Source organism: Cellulosimicrobium sp. 72-3 (assembly GCF_013127315.1).
Taxonomy (GTDB): domain Bacteria; phylum Actinomycetota; class Actinomycetes; order Actinomycetales; family Cellulomonadaceae; genus Cellulosimicrobium; species Cellulosimicrobium funkei.
Window position 1 is genome coordinate 1,146,665 of record NZ_CP053419.1, and the last position, 20,597, is coordinate 1,167,261.

Annotated in this window: 23 protein-coding genes; 19 read left to right on the top strand and 4 right to left on the bottom strand. The window is 74.1% G+C overall.

Annotated features, from left to right (window positions below; translation table 11 throughout):
* The first annotated feature begins 42 nt into the window (after nt 1–42).
* The 9 genes from HKK73_RS05160 to HKK73_RS05200 all read left to right on the top strand — a co-directional run bounded on the left by HKK73_RS05160 (nt 43) and on the right by HKK73_RS05200 (nt 6,252).
* Nucleotides 43–600 carry an adenylate kinase gene (locus HKK73_RS05160; RefSeq protein ID WP_031315308.1) on the top strand — a complete coding sequence of 186 codons (558 nt, stop codon included), beginning with the start codon at nt 43–45 and terminating at the stop codon, nt 598–600.
* A 40-nt stretch (nt 601–640) separates the two neighbouring features.
* Nucleotides 641–1,477 (top strand): type I methionyl aminopeptidase, encoded by an 837-nt coding sequence (gene map, locus HKK73_RS05165; protein ID WP_043651996.1) that lies wholly within the window; start codon nt 641–643, stop codon nt 1,475–1,477.
* 302 nt (nt 1,478–1,779) lie between these two features.
* Nucleotides 1,780–2,001, top strand: a complete 222-nt coding sequence (gene infA / locus HKK73_RS05170) for a translation initiation factor IF-1 (RefSeq protein ID WP_012867920.1) — start codon at nt 1,780–1,782, stop codon at nt 1,999–2,001.
* Nucleotides 2,002–2,097: 96 nt separating this feature from the next.
* A complete protein-coding gene (gene rpmJ, locus HKK73_RS05175; RefSeq protein WP_009740505.1) occupies nt 2,098–2,211 on the top strand; it encodes a 50S ribosomal protein L36 in 114 nt (37 codons plus the stop codon).
* Nucleotides 2,212–2,448: 237 nt separating this feature from the next.
* The gene (gene rpsM / locus HKK73_RS05180; RefSeq protein ID WP_021479758.1) at nt 2,449–2,823 is read left to right on the top strand and encodes a 30S ribosomal protein S13; all 375 of its coding nucleotides are present in this window, start codon (nt 2,449–2,451) and stop codon (nt 2,821–2,823) included.
* Between the two features lie 113 nt (nt 2,824–2,936).
* Nucleotides 2,937–3,341 carry a 30S ribosomal protein S11 gene (rpsK, locus tag HKK73_RS05185; protein ID WP_171467569.1) on the top strand — a complete coding sequence of 135 codons (405 nt, stop codon included), beginning with the start codon at nt 2,937–2,939 and terminating at the stop codon, nt 3,339–3,341.
* 217 nt (nt 3,342–3,558) lie between these two features.
* Nucleotides 3,559–4,578, top strand: coding sequence for a DNA-directed RNA polymerase subunit alpha (locus HKK73_RS05190; RefSeq protein WP_171467570.1), 1,020 nt, complete (start codon nt 3,559–3,561; stop codon nt 4,576–4,578).
* Nucleotides 4,579–4,652: 74 nt separating this feature from the next.
* Nucleotides 4,653–5,210, top strand: a complete 558-nt coding sequence (gene rplQ, locus HKK73_RS05195) for a 50S ribosomal protein L17 (protein ID WP_021479761.1) — start codon at nt 4,653–4,655, stop codon at nt 5,208–5,210.
* A 154-nt stretch (nt 5,211–5,364) separates the two neighbouring features.
* Entirely contained in the window at nt 5,365–6,252 is an 888-nt protein-coding gene (locus HKK73_RS05200; protein WP_253705791.1) for an alpha/beta fold hydrolase, read from the top strand.
* 4 nt (nt 6,253–6,256) lie between these two features.
* On the opposite strand, the gene HKK73_RS05205 is transcribed toward HKK73_RS05200, so the two are convergent.
* On the bottom strand, nt 6,257–7,027 hold the full coding sequence (locus HKK73_RS05205) for an ROK family protein (RefSeq protein WP_171467571.1): 771 nt from the start codon (nt 7,025–7,027) through the stop codon (nt 6,257–6,259).
* Nucleotides 7,028–7,143: 116 nt separating this feature from the next.
* Here HKK73_RS05205 and truA point away from each other — a divergent pair, with 116 nt between their 5' ends.
* Nucleotides 7,144–8,037, top strand: a complete 894-nt coding sequence (gene truA, locus HKK73_RS05210; RefSeq protein WP_144722488.1) for a tRNA pseudouridine(38-40) synthase TruA — start codon at nt 7,144–7,146, stop codon at nt 8,035–8,037.
* 46 nt (nt 8,038–8,083) lie between these two features.
* Here truA and HKK73_RS05215 read toward each other — a convergent pair whose 3' ends face one another.
* Nucleotides 8,084–8,485 carry a DUF5709 domain-containing protein gene (locus HKK73_RS05215; RefSeq protein WP_034654904.1) on the bottom strand — a complete coding sequence of 134 codons (402 nt, stop codon included), beginning with the start codon at nt 8,483–8,485 and terminating at the stop codon, nt 8,084–8,086.
* A gap of 142 nt (nt 8,486–8,627) precedes the next feature.
* Between HKK73_RS05215 and HKK73_RS05220 the strand changes: the two genes are divergently transcribed.
* The 8 genes from HKK73_RS05220 (at nt 8,628) to HKK73_RS05255 (ending at nt 16,477) form a co-directional block, all read left to right on the top strand.
* Nucleotides 8,628–9,257: a DUF937 domain-containing protein gene (locus HKK73_RS05220; protein WP_171467572.1), complete on the top strand. Its 630-nt coding sequence runs from the start codon at nt 8,628–8,630 to the stop codon at nt 9,255–9,257.
* Between the two features lie 149 nt (nt 9,258–9,406).
* Nucleotides 9,407–11,101: an ABC-F family ATP-binding cassette domain-containing protein gene (locus HKK73_RS05225; RefSeq protein ID WP_043658747.1), complete on the top strand. Its 1,695-nt coding sequence runs from the start codon at nt 9,407–9,409 to the stop codon at nt 11,099–11,101.
* Nucleotides 11,102–11,121: 20 nt separating this feature from the next.
* Nucleotides 11,122–12,042 carry a rhodanese-related sulfurtransferase gene (locus HKK73_RS05230; protein WP_137280105.1) on the top strand — a complete coding sequence of 307 codons (921 nt, stop codon included), beginning with the start codon at nt 11,122–11,124 and terminating at the stop codon, nt 12,040–12,042.
* Nucleotides 12,043–12,212: 170 nt separating this feature from the next.
* Nucleotides 12,213–12,656, top strand: a complete 444-nt coding sequence (gene rplM / locus HKK73_RS05235; RefSeq protein ID WP_021479847.1) for a 50S ribosomal protein L13 — start codon at nt 12,213–12,215, stop codon at nt 12,654–12,656.
* Nucleotides 12,657–12,701: 45 nt separating this feature from the next.
* Nucleotides 12,702–13,190, top strand: coding sequence for a 30S ribosomal protein S9 (rpsI, locus tag HKK73_RS05240; protein ID WP_021479846.1), 489 nt, complete (start codon nt 12,702–12,704; stop codon nt 13,188–13,190).
* Nucleotides 13,191–13,339: 149 nt separating this feature from the next.
* Complete coding sequence (gene glmM / locus HKK73_RS05245; protein WP_043658749.1) at nt 13,340–14,701, top strand: phosphoglucosamine mutase; 1,362 nt, start codon at nt 13,340–13,342, stop codon at nt 14,699–14,701.
* A complete protein-coding gene (locus HKK73_RS05250) occupies nt 14,698–15,342 on the top strand; it encodes a peptide deformylase (protein WP_371810585.1) in 645 nt (214 codons plus the stop codon). Before glmM ends, HKK73_RS05250 begins: the two co-directional genes overlap by 4 nt.
* Nucleotides 15,343–15,607: 265 nt before the next feature.
* A complete protein-coding gene (locus HKK73_RS05255) occupies nt 15,608–16,477 on the top strand; it encodes a DedA family protein (RefSeq protein WP_171467573.1) in 870 nt (289 codons plus the stop codon).
* Between the two features lie 29 nt (nt 16,478–16,506).
* Here the strand turns inward: HKK73_RS05255 and coaA are convergent, their stop codons facing one another.
* Both coaA and HKK73_RS05265 read right to left on the bottom strand, forming a co-directional pair.
* The gene (gene coaA, locus HKK73_RS05260) at nt 16,507–17,496 is read right to left on the bottom strand and encodes a type I pantothenate kinase (RefSeq protein ID WP_044144243.1); all 990 of its coding nucleotides are present in this window, start codon (nt 17,494–17,496) and stop codon (nt 16,507–16,509) included.
* 94 nt (nt 17,497–17,590) lie between these two features.
* The gene (locus HKK73_RS05265; protein ID WP_171467574.1) at nt 17,591–18,487 is read right to left on the bottom strand and encodes a DUF72 domain-containing protein; all 897 of its coding nucleotides are present in this window, start codon (nt 18,485–18,487) and stop codon (nt 17,591–17,593) included.
* 188 nt (nt 18,488–18,675) lie between these two features.
* On the opposite strand from HKK73_RS05265, the gene glmS reads away from it, so the two are divergent.
* Nucleotides 18,676–20,553 carry a glutamine--fructose-6-phosphate transaminase (isomerizing) gene (gene glmS / locus HKK73_RS05270; RefSeq protein ID WP_061268657.1) on the top strand — a complete coding sequence of 626 codons (1,878 nt, stop codon included), beginning with the start codon at nt 18,676–18,678 and terminating at the stop codon, nt 20,551–20,553.
* The last annotated feature ends 44 nt before the right edge of the window (nt 20,554–20,597 follow it).

Sequence of the window (20,597 nt, forward strand, 5' to 3'; positions counted from 1 at the left end):
ACCGACGGCCAGTCCGCCGCGCGCCCCGCGCGCCTCGTCATCATGGGCCCGCAGGGCGCGGGCAAGGGGACGCAGGCCGCCCGGCTCGCCGAGCAGCTGTCCATCCCGGCGATCTCGACCGGCGACATCTTCCGGGCGAACATCAAGGGCGGCACGGAGCTCGGCCGCCTCGCGCAGGAGTACACCGCGAAGGGCGACCTCGTCCCCGACTCGGTGACGAACGCGATGGTCCGCGACCGTCTCGCGCAGGACGACGCCGCGCAGGGGTTCATCCTCGACGGCTACCCGCGCAACGCGGCCCAGGTCGTCGAGCTCGACGCGATCCTCGCCGACCTGGGGGTCGCGCTGGACGGCGTCGTGGAGCTCACCGCCGACCGTGACGAGCTGCTCGCGCGCCTCGCGAAGCGCGCGGAGATCGAGGGCCGCGAGGACGACACGGAGGAGGCCATCGCGCGCCGCCTCGACATCTACGCGGAGCAGACGGCGCCGCTCACCTCCGCCTACGCGGACCGCGGCCTGCTGGTGCGCGTCGACGGGATCGGCGACATCGACGAGGTCACCGGCCGCATCGTGTCGGCGCTGACCGCGCTCGTCGGCTGAGCGCCCGCACGTCTTTCCGTCGGTTCTGAGGAGCAGCAGGGTGTTCGGTCGCGAGCGCATCGAGTACAAGACGCACGACCAGGTCCGGTCCATGCGCAGCGCCGGCCTCGTCGTGGCGCGCGCGCTCGGGACGGTGCGCGACGCCGTCCGACCGGGCATGACGACCGCCGACCTCGACGCGCTCGCCGCCGCGGTCATCGCGGACGCCGGGGCGACGCCGTCGTTCCTCGGGTACGAGGGCTACCCGGCGTCGCTCTGCGTGTCGGTGAACGACGAGGTCGTCCACGGCATCCCCGGGCCGCGCGAGCTGCGCCCGGGCGACGTCGTCTCCGTCGACTGCGGGGCCGTCGTCGACGGCTGGCACGGCGACTCGGCGGTCTCGTTCGTGCTCGGCGAGGGCGACCCGCAGGACGAGGCGCTCGTCGAGGCGACGCGCCGCGCCATGTGGGCCGGGATCGCCGCCCTCGCGACGAGCGAGCGGCTGTGCGACGTCGGGGCCGCCATCGAGGACTCGGTGCGTGTCTCGGGGGAGTCGGACGGCGTGACCTACGGCATCGTCGAGGACTACGTCGGCCACGGGATCGGGTCCGCGATGCACCAGCCCCCGGACGTCCCGAACTACCGCACGCGTGAGAAGGGCCCGCGGCTGCGCCCGGGCATGTGCCTCGCGATCGAGCCGATGCTCACGCGGGGCGAGCGGTTCACCGAGGTGTGCGAGGACGACTGGACGGTCGTGACCGACGACGGCACCCGTGCCGCGCACTGGGAGCACAGCGTCGCGATCCTCGACGAGGGCATCTGGGTCCTCACCGCGCCCGACGGCGGCGCCGCGGAGCTCGCGGAGCTCGGCGTGCGCGTCGCACCGCTCGCGGCCTGACCGCGCACCGGCCCGTCGCGGGCCGCCTCGCCCCCGTCCGGCAGCGCCCGACGGCACCCGGCACGACGGGGGAGTGACACGTCGCACCGCGCGCACGCCCACCACGGTTTCCCGTCCCTTGCCGGATGCCGTAGGATGGTCCGTCGGGTGTAGTCCGTGCACGTCGTTCATCCGGCCCCCGTCCCTCGGGACCCGGGCGACCGACCACCGCACGCGGCTCCACGCACCTCCCACGATCGGACGACCCTCGGGTCGGGCGTGCGCGGGAGTCCTAGCAGTTCAGACGAGAGTTAGCGGAGGACATGGCAAAGAAGGACGGTGTCATCGAGATCGAGGGCAGCGTGGTCGAGGCCCTGCCGAACGCGATGTTCCGCGTGGAGCTGGCCAACGGGCACAAGGTTCTCGCGCACATCTCGGGCAAGATGCGCCAGCACTACATCCGGATCCTCCCCGAGGACCGGGTCGTGGTCGAGCTGAGCCCGTACGACCTGTCCCGCGGCCGGATCGTCTACCGCTACAAGTAGTCGTCACGCGTCCACCCACTCACCCGCCTCGCACCCGGGACCACCGGGGCCGCTCGTCGGTCGCGCCCGGAGCGGGGCACCACTGAGGGAACGAAGATGAAGGTCAAGCCCAGCGTCAAGAAGATCTGCGACAAGTGCAAGGTGATCCGCCGGCACGGTCGCGTCATGGTGATCTGCGAGAACCTGCGGCACAAGCAGCGCCAGGGCTGAGCCCTCACCTGCGCCACGGGTGACGGTCCTCCGGGACCGCGGTCACCAGGCCGCCCGTCACGACGACGGCCGGCCACCAGCGCACCACCACGAACCTGCTCGGCACCCCGGACGCGAGTCCGGGAGGAGAACGCCACAGGCAGGGGAACCCCCGGCTCGGAGGCCGGGGCCCACGGAGCTCCCCGTGGGAGGGCGGTGCGACAGACCTCCGACGAAGCACGAGGAGCCGAAAGGCACATGGCACGTCTCATCGGCGTCGACCTCCCCCGCGACAAGCGGCTCGAGGTCGCGCTCACCTACATCTACGGCGTCGGCCGTACCCGCGCCCAGCAGACGCTGGCCGCCACCGGCATCAGCCCGGACGCCCGCGTGAAGGACCTCGGCGACGCCGAGCTCGTCGCGCTCCGCGACTACCTCGAGGGCAACTACAAGCTCGAGGGTGACCTCCGTCGTGAGGTGGCCGCCGACATCCGCCGCAAGGTCGAGATCGGCACCTACCAGGGCCTGCGTCACCGCCGCGGCCTGCCTGTGCGCGGCCAGCGCACGAAGACCAACGCGCGTACGCGCAAGGGACCGAAGCGCACCGTGGCCGGCAAGAAGAAGGCCCGCTGAGCCAGTCCGCAGGGCGGGCCCTGCTCGCGCACTGACGCGGACCTCACGGTCCGTCCCGTGCCGGGTGGAGATCCCCGCGGTCAGACCACCTCAGACCAGGAGAGAAGAAGGACATGCCTCCCAAGACTCGCGCCGCCGCTGGGCGCAAGCCTCGTCGCAAGGACAAGAAGAACGTCCCCGCCGGCCAGGCGCACATCAAGAGCACGTTCAACAACACGATCGTGTCGATCACGGACCCGTCGGGCGCCGTGATCGCGTGGGCCTCCGGCGGCGACGTCGGCTTCAAGGGCTCCCGCAAGTCGACCCCCTTCGCCGCCGGCCTCGCGGCCGAGGCCGCTGCCCGCAAGGCGCAGGAGCAAGGCATGAAGAAGGTCGACGTCTTCGTCAAGGGCCCGGGCTCGGGTCGCGAGACTGCGATCCGCTCGCTGCAGTCGGCCGGCCTCGAGGTCGGCTCGATCCAGGACGTGACGCCGCAGGCGCACAACGGGTGCCGGCCGCCCAAGCGTCGTCGCGTCTGACCCTCGTCGTCGGCGTGCCGTCGCCGGGCCGCCCGGTCACCGACCGGCCGAGCCCGTCGACGGCGCCCGTCACGGGGCAGCCGCCTCCTGACGGGGTCGACGCACCCTTCCCGGCCGGGTGGACAGAGTCCCGGCCGGGGCCGCGTGCCGCAGGCACGCACCTCGCCTTGAACCGTGCAGCGTCATATGGCGGACGCTCACCGAAAGGAAACCACCAGTGCTGATCGCACAGCGCCCCACCTTGACCGAAGAGGTCATCTCGGAGAACCGTTCGCGCTTCTCCATCGAGCCGCTGGAGCCCGGCTTCGGCTACACGCTCGGCAACTCGCTGCGTCGCACGCTGCTGTCGTCCATCCCGGGCGCGGCGGTCACCTCCATCCGCATCGACGGTGTGCTCCACGAGTTCACCACCGTGCCGGGTGTGAAGGAGGACGTGACCGAGGTCATCCTCAACATCAAGAACCTCGTCGTCTCCTCGGAGAACGACGAGCCCGTCGTGATGTACCTGCGCAAGCAGGGTACTGGTGCGGTCACCGCGGCGGACATCGTCCCGCCCGCGGGTGTGGAGGTCCACAACCCCGAGCTGCACATCGCCACGCTCAACGACAAGGGCAAGCTCGAGATCGAGCTGACCGTCGAGCGCGGCCGTGGCTACGTCTCGGCCTCGCAGAACAAGTCGTTCGACGCCGAGATCGGCCGGATCCCGGTCGACTCGATCTACTCGCCGGTCCTCAAGGTGACCTACAAGGTCGAGGCGACGCGTGTCGAGCAGCGCACGGACTTCGACAAGCTGGTCGTGGACGTCGAGACGAAGCCGGCGATCTCGCCGCGCGACGCGCTCGCGTCGGCCGGCAAGACGCTGGTGGAGCTCTTCGGCCTCGCCCGCGAGCTCAACGTCGAGGCCGAGGGCATCGAGATCGGTCCGTCGCCGACGGACGCGGCCCTGGCCGCGGACCTGGCGCTGCCGATCGAGGAGCTCAACCTCACGATCCGCTCGTACAACTGCCTCAAGCGCGAGGGCATCCACCAGGTGGGCGAGCTCGTCGCACGCAGCGAGGCGGACCTGCTGGACATCCGCAACTTCGGTGCGAAGTCCATCAACGAGGTGAAGGAGAAGCTCGCCGAGCTCGGCCTGTCCCTCAAGGACTCGCCGCTCGACTTCGACCCGTCGGCCGCCGCGTACTACGACGGCGACGACGACGAGGCGACGTTCTCGGACACCGAGCAGCAGTACTGAGCCTGCGGCTCTAGACACCTCAGCGCGTCCGGGTCCGCACCTGCGGCGCGATCACTTCCCAAGGAGCACATCCCATGCCTACCCCCGCCAAGGGCCCCCGGCTCGGCAGCGGACCGGCTCACGAGCGCCTGATGCTCGCGAACCTGTCCACCCAGCTCTTCGAGCACGGCCGCATCACGACCACCGAGACCAAGGCGAAGCGCCTGCGCCCGGTGGCCGAGCGCCTCATCACGTTCGCCAAGCGCGGCGACCTGCACGCGCGCCGTCGCGTCCTGCGCGTCGTCCGCGACAAGTCCGTGGTGCACACGCTGTTCACCGAGATCGCCCCGCAGATGGCGGAGCGTGAGGGTGGCTACACGCGCATCACGAAGGTCGGCACGCGCAAGGGCGACAACGCGCCCCTCGCGGTGATCGAGCTCGTGACCGAGCCCGTCAGCCCGAAGCAGGCCGTCGTCCGCGAGGCGGAGAAGGCTGCCGAGAAGGCGAGCAAGAAGAAGGCCGACAAGCCGTCCAAGAAGGCCGACAAGGTCGAGGACGCGCCCGTCGAGGACGCCGCCGTCGAGGACGCTCCCGCCGAGGACGTCCAGGACGCGCCCGTCGAGGACGCCACGGAGGAGAAGAAGGAGGCCTGAGCCTCCTCTTCCCGCCCGAGCCCTCCGGGGCTCGTCGTGCAGGGCCCGGGACCGTACGGTCCCGGGCCCTGCGGCGTCCCCGGCCTGGCGAGCCTCCGGCCCTGTCGTGTTCCCCCGGGTCGATCTCGCGTGGAGCAGGCCCTACGGTCGAGACGTGACCTCCACCGACGCGTCGCCCGGGACCGGGACCGGGACCGGGGCCGGGACGTGGCCACCCGTCGTCCTCGTGCACGGGTCGCGCACGTCGCGCTCGATGTGGCGCGACCAGCTCGCGGCGCTGGGCCGCGCCGGAGTGCGGGCCGTCGCGGTCGACCTGCCGGGCCACGGGGTGCGGCGCGGCGAGGCGTTCACGCTCGACGGCGCGGTCGGGGCGGTCGCGGCAGGGATCGACGCGGTCGGCGGACGCGCGCTCGTCGTCGGGCTGTCGCTCGGGGGCTACGTGGCGATCGAGACGCGCGCGCGGCACCCCGAGCGCGTCGTGGGGCTCGTCGCCGCCGCGTGCTCGACGCCGCCGTCGACGCGCCTGCGCGGCGGCTGGCTCGTCCTCGCGCGCGGCATCGAGCGGCTCCCGGACGGGGGAGCCGGGCTGAACCAGGCGCTCGTCGACCGGGCGATGACGGCCCAGGCCGCCGCCGACCTCGCGGCCGGCGGGTTCGCCCTCGACGTCATGAGCGCGATCCTGCGCGAGGTGGGGTCGGTCGACCCGGTCCGGGCCCTCGCGGCGGCGGACTCGCCGGTCTGGCTCGTCAACGGGCGCTGGGACCACTTCCGGCTCGGGGAGCGCGGGTTCCTCGCCGCGGCGCGCGCGGGCGGGGCCCCGGCCCGGCTCGTCGTCGTCCCGGGCGCGCGGCACCTGGTGAGCCTGGACGCGCCCGTGGCGTTCAACCGCGTCCTGCTCGACGCGCACGGCGCGCTCGCCGCGGGCGTGCCTCCGGGAGGCGGGGACGAGGGCGCGACGCCGGGCCTCCTCGAGCCCGCCGCGGCCGCGCCCAGGCAGCGCACCGCGGACGGGGAGCCGGACCGCGGCACGGCCGGTCGCTGAGGCGTCAGGCCGGCGGGAGGTCCCACGCGCGGGCGCCCCCGACGAGGGCCGCCGAGTTCGGCACCACGACCACGTCGTCGCCGAGCCGGTCGAGGACGCTCGGGGTGATGCGCCGCGAGTTGCCACCGCCCAGGTAGAGGCGGTCCCACCAGAACACGGGCCGCAGCCCCTCGACGACCGCGAGGACGCGGCGCGACCAGAGCCCGTCTCCGAGGCGGCGGCGCTCGGGCTCGCCGACGTACTCGTCGTACGTGGTGCCGCGCCGCACCGGGGCGCGCGACCACTCGAGGTGCGGCGCGAGCCGGCCCCCGTGGAACAGCGCGGAGCCGAGCCCCGTCCCCAGGGTCAGCACCAGCTCGAGCCCGGACGCCGCGACGACGCCCGCGCCGTGCACCTCGGCGTCGTTGAGCACGAGCGCCGGGACGCCGAGCCGGCGCTCGACGGCCGCGCGGACGTCGAAGCTCGTCCAGGCCTCGACGAGCGCGGGGTCCACGCGCGACCGGGGCCCGCTGCGCGTCACGTAGTGGGGCGTGTGCACGACGACGCCGCGCCGGATCATCCCGGGCATGCCCACCGTGACGCGGTCGGCGGGAGGCAGCGAGGCCGCGATGCCCGCGACGGTCTCGACGAGGAGGTCGGGCGGGAGGGGGTAGGGCGTGGGGACGCGCACGGCCGCGGCGTGCGCGGTGCCCGACGCGTCGAGCACGTTCGCCTTGATGCCGCCCCCGCCGCAGTCGACGGCGAGGGTGCGGACGTCGTGCGGGTCGCCGGTCATGGGCGGCAGCGTAGGCACGGCGGCGCGCGCGGCGCACGGGCGGGCGACTACGGTGAACTCCCGTGACAGCCGTCCCGCTCCCCGCCCTCCCGGACCCCGACGCCCCGCGACCCGAGGTGCCGGACGACGTCGTGCGCGTGCGCCTGGACCTCGCCTACCAGGGGACGGCGTTCGCCGGCTGGGCCCGGCAGCCGACGCTGCGCACGGTGCAGGGCACGCTCGAGGACGGGCTCGCGACGATCCTGCGGGGCGCGGCGCCGCGGCTCACGGTGGCGGGGCGCACGGACGCGGGCGTGCACGCGCGGGGGCAGGTCGCGCACGTCGACCTCGCGCGGGCGCAGTGGGAGGCGCTGCCCGGCCGGTCCGACCGCGCGCCGGGGGACGCGCTCGTCGCGCGGCTGGGCGGCGTGCTGCCGGGGGACGTCGTCGTGCACCGTGCGGCGCAGGCGCCGGCCGGGTTCGACGCCCGCTTCTCCGCGCTGCACCGCGCGTACACCTACCGCGTCGCGGACGACCCGGCGCAGCGCGACCCGCTGCGCCGGGAGTGGGTGCTGTGGAACCGGCGGCCGCTCGACGTCGCGGCGATGGACGCCGCCGTGCGGCCCCTGCTCGGGGTGCGGGACTTCGCGGCGTTCTGCAAGCCGCGACCCGGCGCGACGACCATCCGGGAGCTGCAGCACCTGTCGTGGTCGCGCCCGGCGGACGGGCCCGACGCGGGGCTCGTGGTCGCGCACGTCCGCGCGGACGCGTTCTGCCACAACATGGTGCGCGCGCTCGTCGGCGCGTCGCTCGCCGTGGGGGAGGGGCGCCGCGACGTCGGGTGGCCCGCGGGGCTCCTCGCGAGCCGGCGCCGGGACGCGGGGGCGGGCGTCGTGCCGGCGCACGGGCTCGTGCTCGAGGAGGTCACCTACCCGCCCGACGCGGAGCTCGCGGCGCGTGCCGACCGCATCCGCGCCGTGCGGAACGAGGAGGACGTCTGGGAGGACGCGCCGCCCCGCGAGCCGGCCTGAGCCGGCCGCGGGCGGGCGCTCGTCCTCAGGGCTTCCTCAGGGCTTCTCAGGGCTCCTCGACGACGTGGACGGCGGCCTCCTCGGCGCCCGCGGCGCCCCCGGAGATCCCCTCGTCGTCGGCGTACGTGTCGTTCTGGCGCCCGTCGAGGGCGTCGGGGTCCGCGACGAGGCGGCCCGCGCGGGTCTCGTCGGGCCGCTCGGACGGGTCGCGCTCCCACTCCTCCGGCTCCTCCTCGGCCAGGCGCTGGTCGAGCGTCTCGCCGTGCACCTCTTCCCACGGCGTCTCGCCGAAGTGGTTCGAGCGGGGGCGCTCGGGCGGGGAGTAGCCCTCGTCGAGCACGTCGTCCACGCCGCGGTCGAGGAGCGTCTCCTCGGGCTGGAGCTGGTCGGTGTCGCCCTCGGCGCCCGTCTCCGGGTCGGGGCTCGTGGCGGTGGTGTCTTCGCTCATGCGTCCCACCCTGGCACCTCGCAGGGCCGGACGCAGCCCCGGACGCGAGTGCCTGCGAGGACGCCCGGCCGGGACTACGGTGGGGCCGCACCGCGCCCCGGTGCGCACCCGCTGGAGCACCCCTGAACCGGAGGACGACCCCATGGCCGGCATCGACGACATCCTGTCCACCGTCCCGCTCGACCAGCTCGCCGGTCGGCTCGGCGTCGATGAGGCGACGGCGCAGCGCGCGGTGGGCGCGGCGCTGCCCGCGCTGCTGGGCGGGCTGCGCGCCAACGCGCAGGACCCGGCGGGCGCGGCGTCGCTCGGCGAGGCCCTCGCGCAGCACGACCCGGCGCTCGTGGAGGGCGGCGTCGACCTCGACGACGTCGACACCGACGACGGCCGCAAGATCGTCGGGCACGTGTTCGGGCAGAACGAGCAGGCGGTCGTCGCGCAGCTCGCCCGGTCGACGGGCACCGGCAAGGACCTGCTCGCGAAGGTGCTGCCCGCGCTCGCGCCGATCGCGCTGGCCTTCCTCGCGAAGCAGCTCGGCGGCGCCGGGTCGTCGGGCGGCGCCACGACCGGCACCTCGGGCGGCACGGCGGGCGGCACTTCGGGCGGCACCGCGGCGGGGAAGGGCGCGGGCGAGCGGCCGGGCACCTCGCAGACCGGCGGGGGCGGCCTGGGCGACGTCCTCGGCGGGCTCCTGGGCGGCGGGTCGGGCTCCGGCGGCGGTCTCGGCGACCTCCTGGGCGGGCTGGGCGGCCTCCTCGGCGGCGGCCGGCGCTGAGTCGTCCCGCCGTCCCGCCATCCCGCCGTCCCGCCACCCGCCATCCGCCATCCCGCCACCCGGCGGGTGGCGCCGGCCCGGCCGAGGTGCCGGACGCCGGGGTCCGGAAAGCGCGTGACCGCGCGGCCGACGTCGGGGACCATGACGGGGTGGGACACCTCGACCTCAGCGACGTCACGTATCACCTGCCCGACGGGCGCACCCTGCTCGACGGCGTCGACCTGCGGGTCGCGGACGGCGCGCGCGTCGCGCTCGTGGGGCCCAACGGCGTCGGGAAGTCGACGCTGCTGCGCATCGTCACCGGCGAGGTCGCGCCGCACGGGGGCGCCGTCGTGCGCAGCGGCGGGCTCGGGGTCATGCGCCAGGACGTCGGCCGCATCGACGACGACCGCACGGTGCGCGACCTGCTCGTCGGGCTCGCGCCGACCGCCGTCCGCGAGGCGGCGCTCGAGCTCGCGGCCGCCGAGCACGACATCATGACGGTCGACGACGAGCCCGCCCAGCTCCGCTACGCCCAGGCCCTCGTGGACTGGGCCGACGTGGGCGGCTACGACGCCGAGGCCGGCTGGGACGAGGTGACCGACGAGGTGCTGTCGGTCCCGTTCGAGAAGGCGCAGTGGCGCGACGTGCGGTCGCTGTCCGGGGGCGAGCAGAAGCGGCTCGCGCTCACGGCGCTGCTCCGCGGGCCGGAGGAGGTCCTGCTGCTCGACGAGCCGGACAACCACCTCGACGTGCCGACGAAGCGCTGGCTCGAGGAGCGGCTCGTCGCGTCGTCCAAGACGGTCCTCTTCGTGTCCCACGACCGCGAGCTGCTGTCGCGCACCGCGACCCAGGTGGCGACGCTCGAGCCGACGCCGGGCGGCGGCACGGTGTGGGTGCACGGCGGCGGCTTCGCGACGTACGCCCAGGCCCGCGCGGACCGCCGCGAGCGGCTCGCCGAGCTCGCGCGCCGCTGGGACGAGGAGCACGCCAAGCTCCAGGAGCTCGTGCGGACGCTCAAGACGAAGGCCGCGTTCAACGACGGCCTCGCGAGCCGGTACCAGGCCGCGCGCACGCGCCTGCGCAAGTTCGAGGAGGCGGGGCGCCCCGAGGTGGTCGCTCGCGACCAGAACGTGACCGTGCGGCTCACGGGCGGGCGGACGGCCAAGCGCGCGGTGACGTGCGAGCGGCTCGAGCTCACGGGGCTCATGAAGCCGTTCGACGTCGAGGTGTTCTTCGGCGAGCGCGTCGCGGTGCTCGGCTCGAACGGCTCCGGGAAGTCGCACTTCCTGCGCCTCCTCGCCGCGGGCGGGAGCGACCCCGAGCCGGGCACCGTGCCCGACGACGTGGCCGGCGGCCCGGCGGCACCCGCTCCCGTGGCGCACACGGGCCGGGCCGTGCTCGGGTCGCGGGTGCGGCCGGGCTGGTTCGCGCAGAACCACGACCACCCGGAGCTGCGCGGGCGCACGCTGCTGGAGATCCTCCACCGCGGCGAGGGGCACCGGGCGGGCATGGGGCGCGAGGGCGCGAGCCGGGCGCTCGACCGGTACGAGCTCGTGGGCCAGGCCGAGCAGCGCTTCGAGACGCTCTCCGGTGGCCAGCAGGCGCGCTTCCAGATCCTGCTCCTCGAGCTCGACGGCGCGACGCTCCTCCTGCTCGACGAGCCGACGGACAACCTCGACCTGCACTCGGCGGAGGCGCTCGAGGCGGGGCTCGCGGCCTTCCAGGGCACCGTGCTCGCGGTGACGCACGACCGGTGGTTCGCGCGCGGATTCGACCGGTTCCTCGTGTTCCGCGAGGACGGCGAGGTCGTCGAGGCGCCGGAGCCGGTCTGGGACGTCGAGCGCGTCCGTCGGGCGCGCTAGCCCTCCCTATCCTGGTGGGCATGGCCGTCCACAAGATCGTGCTCTTCTACGCCTTCACGCCGCTGCCGGACCCGCGTGCCGTGCAGCTCTGGCAGCAGGCGCTGGGGGAGCGGTGGCACCTCACGGGTCGCGTGATCGTGTCGGAGCACGGGATCAACGCGACCCTCGGCGGGACGGTCGAGGACCTCAAGCAGTACGTGAAGACCACCCGCCGGTACCCGGGCTTCGAGGGCGTCGACGTCAAGTGGTCCGACGGCACGGGCCGCGACTTCCCGCGCCTGTCCGTCAAGGTGCGCCCCGAGCTCGTCGCGTTCGGCGTGCCGGACGAGGTCCGGGTCGACGAGCGCGGCGTCGTCGGCGGCGGGGAGCGGCTGAGCCCGCAGGCCCTGCACGACCTCGTCGAGGAGCGCGGCGACGACGTCGTGATGCTCGACGGCCGCAACGCGTTCGAGGCGGCGATCGGCCGCTTCCGCGGGGCCGTCGTGCCCGACGTCGCGACCACGAGGGACTTCGTCGCCGAGATCGACTCGGGCCGCTACGACGACCTCAAGGGCCGGCCCGTCGTCACGTACTGCACGGGGGGCGTGCGGTGCGAGGTGCTGTCGGCGCTGCTGCGCGCCCGCGGGTTCGAGGAGGTCTACCAGCTCGACGGCGGCGTCGTGCGCTACGGCGAGGTGTTCGGCTCGCAGGGGCTGTGGGAGGGGTCGCTCTACGTGTTCGACGAGCGCATGCACGTCGAGCTCGGCCCGGGCTCGACGCCGCTCGGCGCGTGCACGGCGTGCGGGGCGCCGACGGCGAAGTACGAGAACTGCGCCGACCCGAGCTGCCGGACCCTGCGCCTGTACTGCCCCGGCTGCGTCCACGAGGCCCGCTCGACGCGCTGCGAGACGTGCGTCCGGGAGCGCCCGGCCGCTTTGACCGGCGGCCTGCCTCGCGGGTAGTCTGGTGAGTCGTTGTGCTCATCTCACGACACCCGTGTCGCTAGCGCGCCCACTCGCTGCCGGCCAAGGAGCGGGTGTCGACCGAGCCCGCCGCGCAACGACCTGCCCTCTCGGCCGCACGCTTCAGCGGTCGAAGAAGACATCCTGAGACAGAAACGAAGGCTACGACCGTGCGTACGTACACCCCGAAGCCCGGCGACGTCCAGCGCGACTGGTACGTCATCGACGCGACCGACGTCGTCCTGGGCCGCCTGGCCACCCACGTGGCCACCCTGCTGCGCGGCAAGCACAAGCCGACCTTCGCTCCGCACGTCGACGGCGGTGACTTCGTCATCGTCATCAACGCCGGCAAGGTCGCCCTGAGCGGCAACAAGCGCGAGCAGAAGATGGCCTACAACCACTCCGGTTACCCGGGTGGTCTGCGTGCCGTCGCCTACGGCGACCTGCTCGACAAGCACCCCGAGCGTGCCGTCGAGAAGGCCGTCCGGGGCATGCTCCCCAAGACGACCCTCGGTCGCGCCCAGTTCGGCAAGCTGAAGGTCTACGCGGGTGCCGAGCACCCGCACGCCGCTCAGCAGCCGAAGCCGTTCGAGATCACCCAGGTCGCGCAGTAATCGCCGCCCAGGCGTAGCGCACAGAGAGACGCGAGGACACCACCCGTGGCCGAGACCACCGTCGACACCGACACCCTGGGCGACGAGACGCCCAGCACCTACACCTCCGAGTCCGCCGCCCCCACGGGCCGCGGCCAGAGCATCACCGCCCCCGGCCAGGCCCTGGGCCGCCGCAAGGAGGCCGTGGCGCGCGTGCGCCTCGTCCCCGGCACCGGCACCTGGAAGGTCAACGGGCGCACGCTCGAGGACTACTTCCCGAACAAGGTCCACCAGCAGCTCGTCAACTCCCCGCTGAAGCTGGTCGACGTCGAGGGTCGCTTCGACGTCGTCGCCCGCATCACGGGCGGCGGCTCCTCGGGCCAGGCCGGCGCGCTGCGCCTGGCGATCGCGCGCGCGCTCAACGCGATCGACGCCGAGCACAACCGCCCCGCGCTGAAGAAGGCCGGCTTCCTCACTCGCGACGCCCGCGTCGTCGAGCGCAAGAAGGCCGGTCTCAAGAAGGCCCGCAAGGCACCGCAGTACTCCAAGCGCTGATCCTGCGCTGTGCGCTCGTCGGCCCCGGTGGACCTGGTCCACCGGGGCCGACGGCGTTTGTGAGGAGCGGTGACCAAGACCCGTCGACGGCGGGCAGCGGCTGACGGTCGTACGGTCGGCGTACGGCCGGTACGAGGGGAAGGACTTCCATGGGACGGCTTTTCGGCACCGACGGGGTGCGCGGTCTCGCGAACGGCAACGTGACGGCGGAGCTCGCGCTGGACCTCGGCGTCGCCGCGGCCCGTGTGCTCGCGAGCGGTCAGGAGGAGGGGCACCGCCCGCGCGCGGTCGTCGGGCGCGACACGCGCGTGTCCGGGGAGTTCCTTGGCGCGGCGCTCATCGCGGGGCTCGCGAGCGCGGGCGTCGACGTGAAGGACGTCGGGGTCCTGCCGACCCCGGCCGTCGCCTACCTGACGAGCACCATGGACGTCGACTTCGGCGTCGTCATCTCGGCGTCGCACAACCCGATGCAGGACAACGGGATCAAGTTCCTCGCGCGCGGCGGCGTGAAGCTCGACGACGCGGTCGAGGACCGCATCGAGAGCCTGCTGGGCCAGGAGTGGGAGCGCCCGACGCACGGCGTCGTCGGCCGCATCTCCCCGGACTCGGGTCGCGCGGGCGGCGCGTACGTCGAGCACCTCATGTCGAGCATCGGCGCCGACGAGGATCACAAGCCGCTGGCCGGCCTGCGGATCGCGGTCGACTGCGCGAACGGCGCGGCGAGCGACGTCGGGCCCGCGGCGCTGCGTGCGGCCGGGGCGGACGTCGTCGTCATCAACGCGAGCCCCGACGGCCGCAACATCAACGCGGCGTGCGGCTCGAACCACCCGGAGCAGCTCCAGGCCGTCGTCGTCGCGTCCGAGGCCGACTTCGGCGTCGCGTTCGACGGCGACGCGGACCGCTGCATCGCGGTCGACCACGGGGGCACCGTCGTCGACGGCGACCAGATCATGGGCGTCCTCGCCCTCGCGCTCAAGGACGAGGGCGCGCTCCCGCACGACACGCTCGTCGTCACGGTCATGAGCAACCTCGGGCTGCTGCTCGCGATGCGCGCGGCGGGGATCAGCACCGTCCAGACGGCCGTCGGCGACCGGTACGTGCTCGAGGAGATGCGCGCCCACGGCTACGGCCTGGGCGGCGAGCAGTCCGGCCACATCGTCATGTCGCGCTACGCGACGACGGGCGACGGCGTGCTCACGGCCCTCCAGCTCGCGGCGCGGGTGCGCGCCACCGGCCAGAAGCTCGCGGACCTCGCGGGCGTCGTGCAGCGGCTCCCGCAGACCCTCCTCAACGTCCCCGGCGTGGACAAGGCGCGCGCGTCGACCGACGAGGCGCTGCTGGCCGCGGTCGCCGGTGCGGAGCGCTCGCTCGGCGAGACGGGGCGGGTGCTCCTGCGGCCGTCGGGCACCGAGCCGCTCGTCCGGGTCATGGTCGAGGCGGCGACGCAGCAGCAGGCCGACGCGGTCGCCGGGCAGCTCGCCGGCGTCGTGCGCGAGCGGCTCGCCCTGTGAGCGCGTCCGGACGGCCGACGGGACGCGAGGCGGGCACGAGCGTGCGGCAGGGGGTCGACGAGGCGCTGCGCGAGCACGTGCTCGCGCTCCTCGCCGCGTACCCGGACGGTGTCCTGCCGATCGTGCAGGCCGGCCACCCCGTGCTGCGCACGCCGGCCGTGCCGTACGCGGGCCAGCTCGGCGACGCGCTGCCGCGCTTCCTCGACGCGATGCGCACGACCATGCGCGCGGCGCCCGGCGTGGGGCTCGCCGCGCCGCAGGTCGGCATCGGCCTCGCGGTGGCCGTGGTCGAGGACCCGGGTGCACCGGACGTCGGCGACGACCGGGAGCGGAGCCCCCTGGAGTACCGGGTGCTCGTGAACCCGCGCTACGAGGTCGTCGGCGGGGAGACCCGCACGTTCTTCGAGGGCTGCCTCTCCGTGCACGGCTGGCAGGCCGAGCGGACGCGCGCCCACGCCGTCCGGCTCACGGGCCAGGACGAGGCCGGCGAGCCGTTCGACGACGTGCTGACCGGGTGGCCCGCGCGCATCGTCCAGCACGAGACGGACCACCTGCGGGGCGAGCTCTACCTCGACGCCGCCGACCTGCGCACGCTGTCCTCGACCCTCGGGGTCGCGCGGCTCCCGGGCGCCGGGAGCTAGCTCACCGGGCGTCCGCGGGCCCCTGGTCCTCACGACGTACGGGCCCGCCGCGGGAAGTCGTCCGCCGGGATGACGAACTGCCGCGGCGGGCACGGCAGAATCGTCACGGGCGCGGCGCCGTCGCGCCCGGGGTCCTCAGGGGTGAACCGGGGGTCTCCCTGATGGTCGTCGTCCTCGCGCTCCGTAGGCTTGTCCTGGTGCAGGACGACCGACCTGCCGCCACCGCCCGCCTGGCCTCCCCGCCAGCAGACGAACGAGGACGCCGTTGCCCGACGCCGTGTCGATCTTCCTGGAGAATCTCGAGCACTGGATTCTCGCCCTCGCGGCGTCCGCGTGGATCTATCCCGCCCTGTTCGGCTTCGCGACGATCGACGGGTTCTTCCCGCCGGTCCCCAGCGAGTCGGTCGTCATCACGCTCGCGGTCTCCGCGCACGCGACCGGCGAGCCCAACCTCGTCCTCGTGCTCCTCGTCGCGGCCCTGGGCGCCTGGACCGGGGACCAGATCGCGTTCGCCATCGGTCGTGCCGTCGGCACGGAGCGCCTGCGCATCCTGCGCACGCCCCGCGGGCGTCGCGCCGTGGGGTGGGCAGAGCGCGCCCTCGCGCACCGCGGCGCGTCGTTCATCCTCGCGGCGCGCTACATCCCCGTGGGCCGCGTCGCGGTGAACATGACGGCCGGCGCCGTCGGGTACCCGCGGCGCCGCTTCATGGCGTTCTCCGCCGTCGCGGCGGTGACGTGGGCCGTCTACTCGGTGCTCATCGGGCTCGTCGCCGCCCGGTGGCTGGGCCACGAGCCGCTGCTCGCGATGGTCGTGGGCATCGTGCTGGGCGTCGGGAGCGGGTTCGTCATCGACCGCGTGCTCATGATGCGGGCGCGCCAGCGCGGCGAGCTGCCGCCGACGCCGCAGGCGCCGGCCGCGGAGGGTGCGACCGACCCGGCCGGGACCGCGCCGACGACCGGCGGGACGCCGGCCGCGACCTCGCCCGGCGGGGGCGCGACGGCCGACGGGCGCACGGTGACCGGCCCGGTGACCGGCGAGCCCGTGCCCGGTCCGCGCGCGGCGGACGCCTCCGGGACGGTGCCGCCCGGATCGTCGGGGGCGACGTCGTCGGGCACCCCGCCCCGCGCGACCTGACCTTCCGCCCGTGGGCTGAGCGGGCCGCCTCAGAGCTTGCGCAGGCGGACGCGCTGGACCGAGTGGTCCGAGCCTTTCGTGAGGACGAGGGTCGCGCGGCCGCGCGTCGGCAGGATGTTCTGCTCGAGGTTCGGCGCGTTGATCGCGTCCCAGATCGACTTCGCCCGCTCCACCGCCTGCTCGTCCGTGAGGTCTGCGTAGCGGCGGAAGTACGACTCGGGGCGCGCGAACGCGGTGCGGCGCAGCGCGAGGAACCGGTCGACGTACCACTGGCGGATGTTGCGCGTGCGGGCGTCCACGTAGATCGAGAAGTCGAAGAAGTCCGACACGGCGACGGTCGACTCGTCGTGCGCGCTCGGGCGCGCCGGCTGGAGCACGTTGAGGCCCTCGACGACGAGGACGTCGGGCTTGCGGACGACGGCCTCGGCCCCCGGCACGATGTCGTACGTGAGGTGGTCGTAGACGGGGGCCCGCACCTCGGCGTGCCCCGCCTTGACCTTGGACAGGAACCGGATGAGCGCGCGACGGTCGTAGGACTCGGGGAAGCCCTTGCGGTCCATGAGGCCGCGGCGCGCGAGCTCCGCGTTGGGGTAGAGGAAGCCGTCGGTCGTGATGAGCTCGACGCGCGGCGTCTCCGGCCAGCGGGCCAGCATCTCGCGCAGCACGCGCGCCGTCGTCGACTTCCCGACGGCCACGGAGCCGGCCACGCCGATGACGTACGGCGTGTTGCCGGTCTCCTCGCGCAGGAACGTCGACGTCGCCTCGTGCAGGCCGGACGTCGCGGTGACGTAGAGGTTGAGCAGGCGCGAGAGCGGCCGGTAGACGGCGTCGACCTCGGCGAGGTCGATCGGGTCACCGAGGCCGCGCAGGCGCGCGACGTCGTCGTCGGTCAGCGGCAGCGGCGTCGACTCCGACAGCCGGCTCCACACGGCCCGGTCGAGATCGACGTAGGGCGAGGACGACGGCGCGGCCAGGTGGGCCCGCAGGAGGTCGGACGGGTCGTCGGCGGGGGAGGACACCCGCCCGATTCTGCCGGATGCACGCCCGTGCCGGTGCACGGGGCCGCCCCGCGCCCCGACGAGGGCACCGCGGGACCGCCCTGCGCGGGTCGTCTCAGCGGGCGTCGTCGGCCCCGTGCGCGGCCCGACGGCGGCGCGGCGCCGGCTCGACGGCGGCCCCCGGGCCGGGGAGCGCGAGGTCGGGCAGGCGGGCCATGAGGGCGAGCGCGTCGGCCGGGGCGTGGGCGTCCACGTCGTTGTCGAAGTAGACCTCGACGTCGTGGCCCGCGGCGTGCCAGGCGCGCACGCGCTCGGCCCACGCGTCGAGCACGTGCGGCCGGTAGCCGCTGCGGTAGAGCTCCTGGTCCCCGTGCAGGCGCACGTACACGAGCGGGCTCGTGACCGCCTCGACGAGCGGCCACCGGCCCGCGCCGTCCGACACGGCGAACGCCACCCCGTGCCGGCGCAGGAGGTCGAGCGCCTCCGGCGTGGCGAACGACGCGTGCCGCGGCTCGAGCGCGTGCACGATCGGGCGGTCCGCGTCGGTCTCCGTCCAGGCGGGCGCGCGCAGGCGGTCGTCGTGCTCGTGCGCGAGCCTCGCCGCCTCGCCGGTGGTGCGCGGCAGGAGCGTGAGGAACGCGTCGAGCAGGTCGTGGTCGAAGGCGGTCCGCGCGGGGAGCTGCCACAGGACGGGCCCGAGCCTGCTGCCGAGCGCGAGGACGCCGCTCGCGACGAAGTTGGCGACCGGCGTCCGCACGTCCCGGAGCCGCTTCATGTGGGTGACGAAGCGCGGTCCCTTGACCGCGAACGTGAAGCCCTCGGGGGTCTGGTCGCGCCACGCGACGAACGACGACGGTCGTTGCAACGAGTAGAACGACCCGTTGAGCTCGACGGCGGGGAAGAGCGAGGCGACGTGCTCGAGCTCGCGACGCTGGGGGAGCCCCGCGGGGTAGAACGGTCCGCGCCAGTCCGCGTACCGCCACCCCGAGAGACCGATCCGGACGGTGGGCACGAGCACCAGCCTCGCGGTGCCGCGCGTCCCACGCCCGGCGAACGCGCCACGGACCGGGACACGACGAGGCCGCGGGCGCGAGGACGGCTCGCGCGCCGCGGGGCCCCGATTTGGCAGCGGACCTCACGAAGAACCGCGGGATCGCGCGGCCCCGAAGCGGCGCGGGTCCGTGGCTAGACTCGATCACCATGTGCGGAATCGTGGGCTACGTAGGCCCTGGAACCATGGTCGGAGAGGCCTCGGGGCGACCCCTCGACGTCGCTCTCGAAGGACTCGGACGGCTCGAGTACCGCGGCTACGACTCGGCCGGGGTCGCGCTCGTCGCGCCCGGCGTCGACGCCGTCGCGTTCGCGAAGAAGTCCGGCAAGCTCGCGAACCTCGTGCAGGAGATCGAGACGCACCCGCTGCCCGCGGCGACCGCGTCGATCGGGCACACGCGGTGGGCGACGCACGGCGGCCCGACGGACACCAACGCGCACCCCCACCTCGCGGACGACGACCGCCTCGCCGTGATCCACAACGGCATCGTCGAGAACTTCGCGACCCTCAAGGCCGAGCTCCTCGCCGAGGGCGTGACGTTCCGGTCCGAGACCGACACCGAGGTCGCGGCGCAGCTCCTCGCGCGGGCGTACCGCGACACGAAGGACCTCACGCTCGCGATGGGGCAGGTGGCGCGGCGGCTCGAGGGCACCTTCACGCTCCTCGCCGTGCACGCCGACGCCCCCGACACGGTCGTGGGCGCGCGGCACGACTCGCCGCTCGTCGTCGGCCTGGGCGAGGGCGAGAACTTCCTCGGCTCCGACGTGGCGGCGTTCATCTCCCACACCAAGGAGGCGCTCGAGCTCGGGCAGGACCAGATCGTCACGATCACCCCGACGTCGGTCGAGGTGACCGACTTCGACGGCAACCCCGCCGAGGCGAAGCGCTACACGGTCGACTGGGACGCGGCCGCCGCCGAGAAGGGCGGCTTCTCGTCCTTCATGGACAAGGAGATCCACGACCAGCCGCACGCCGTCGCCGACACCCTGCTCGGCCGCACCGACCCGTCGGGCAAGCTCGTGCTCGACGACCTGCGCATCGACGAGGCCGTGCTGCGCTCGGTCGACAAGATCATCGTCGTCGCGTGCGGCACGGCGGCCTACTCGGGCCACGTCGCGAAGTACGCGATCGAGCACTGGTGCCGCATCCCGGTCGAGGTCGAGCTCGCGCACGAGTTCCGCTACCGCGACCCGATCGTCGACGAGAAGACGCTCGTCGTCGCCGTGACCCAGTCCGGCGAGACCATGGACACGCTCATGGCCGTGCGCCACGCGCGCGAGCAGGGCGCGAAGGTCATCTCGATCGTCAACACGCACGGGTCGACGATCCCGCGCGAGTCCGACGCCGTGCTCTACACGCACGCCGGCCCGGAGATCGCCGTCGCCTCGACGAAGGCCTTCCTGTCGCAGATCACCGCCGCGTACCTCCTGGGCCTCTACCTCGCGCAGCTGCGCGGGAACAAGTTCCCCGACGAGATCGCGGCGATCCTCGAGGACCTGCGCGAGATGCCGCGCAAGATCCAGACCGTCATCGAGCGCGGCGAGTACGTGCGCGCGACCGCCCGGTCGATGAAGGACGCCTCGTCCGTGCTGTTCCTCGGGCGCCACGTCGGGTTCCCCGTCGCGCTCGAGGGCGCGCTCAAGCTCAAGGAGCTGGCGTACATCCACGCGGAGGGCTTCGCGGCCGGCGAGCTCAAGCACGGCCCGATCGCGCTGATCGACGAGGGCCAGCCGGTGTTCGTCGTCGTGCCGTCGCCCAAGGGCCGTGAGGGCCTGCACTCCAAGGTCATCTCGAACATCCAGGAGATCCGGGCGCGCGGCGCACGCACGCTCGTCATCGCCGAGGACGGGGACGACGCCGTGCGTCCCTACGCGGACGAGATCTTCTGGATCCCCGAGTCCCCGACGCTGCTCTCGCCGCTGCTGGCCGTCGTGCCGCTGCAGATCTTCGCGATGGCGCTCGCGACGGCGAAGGGACTCGACGTCGACCAGCCCCGCAACCTCGCGAAGTCGGTCACGGTCGAGTAGCCCTCCCGGCCCCGGCCCCGCCCACGCGCCGACCAGGTGGTCCT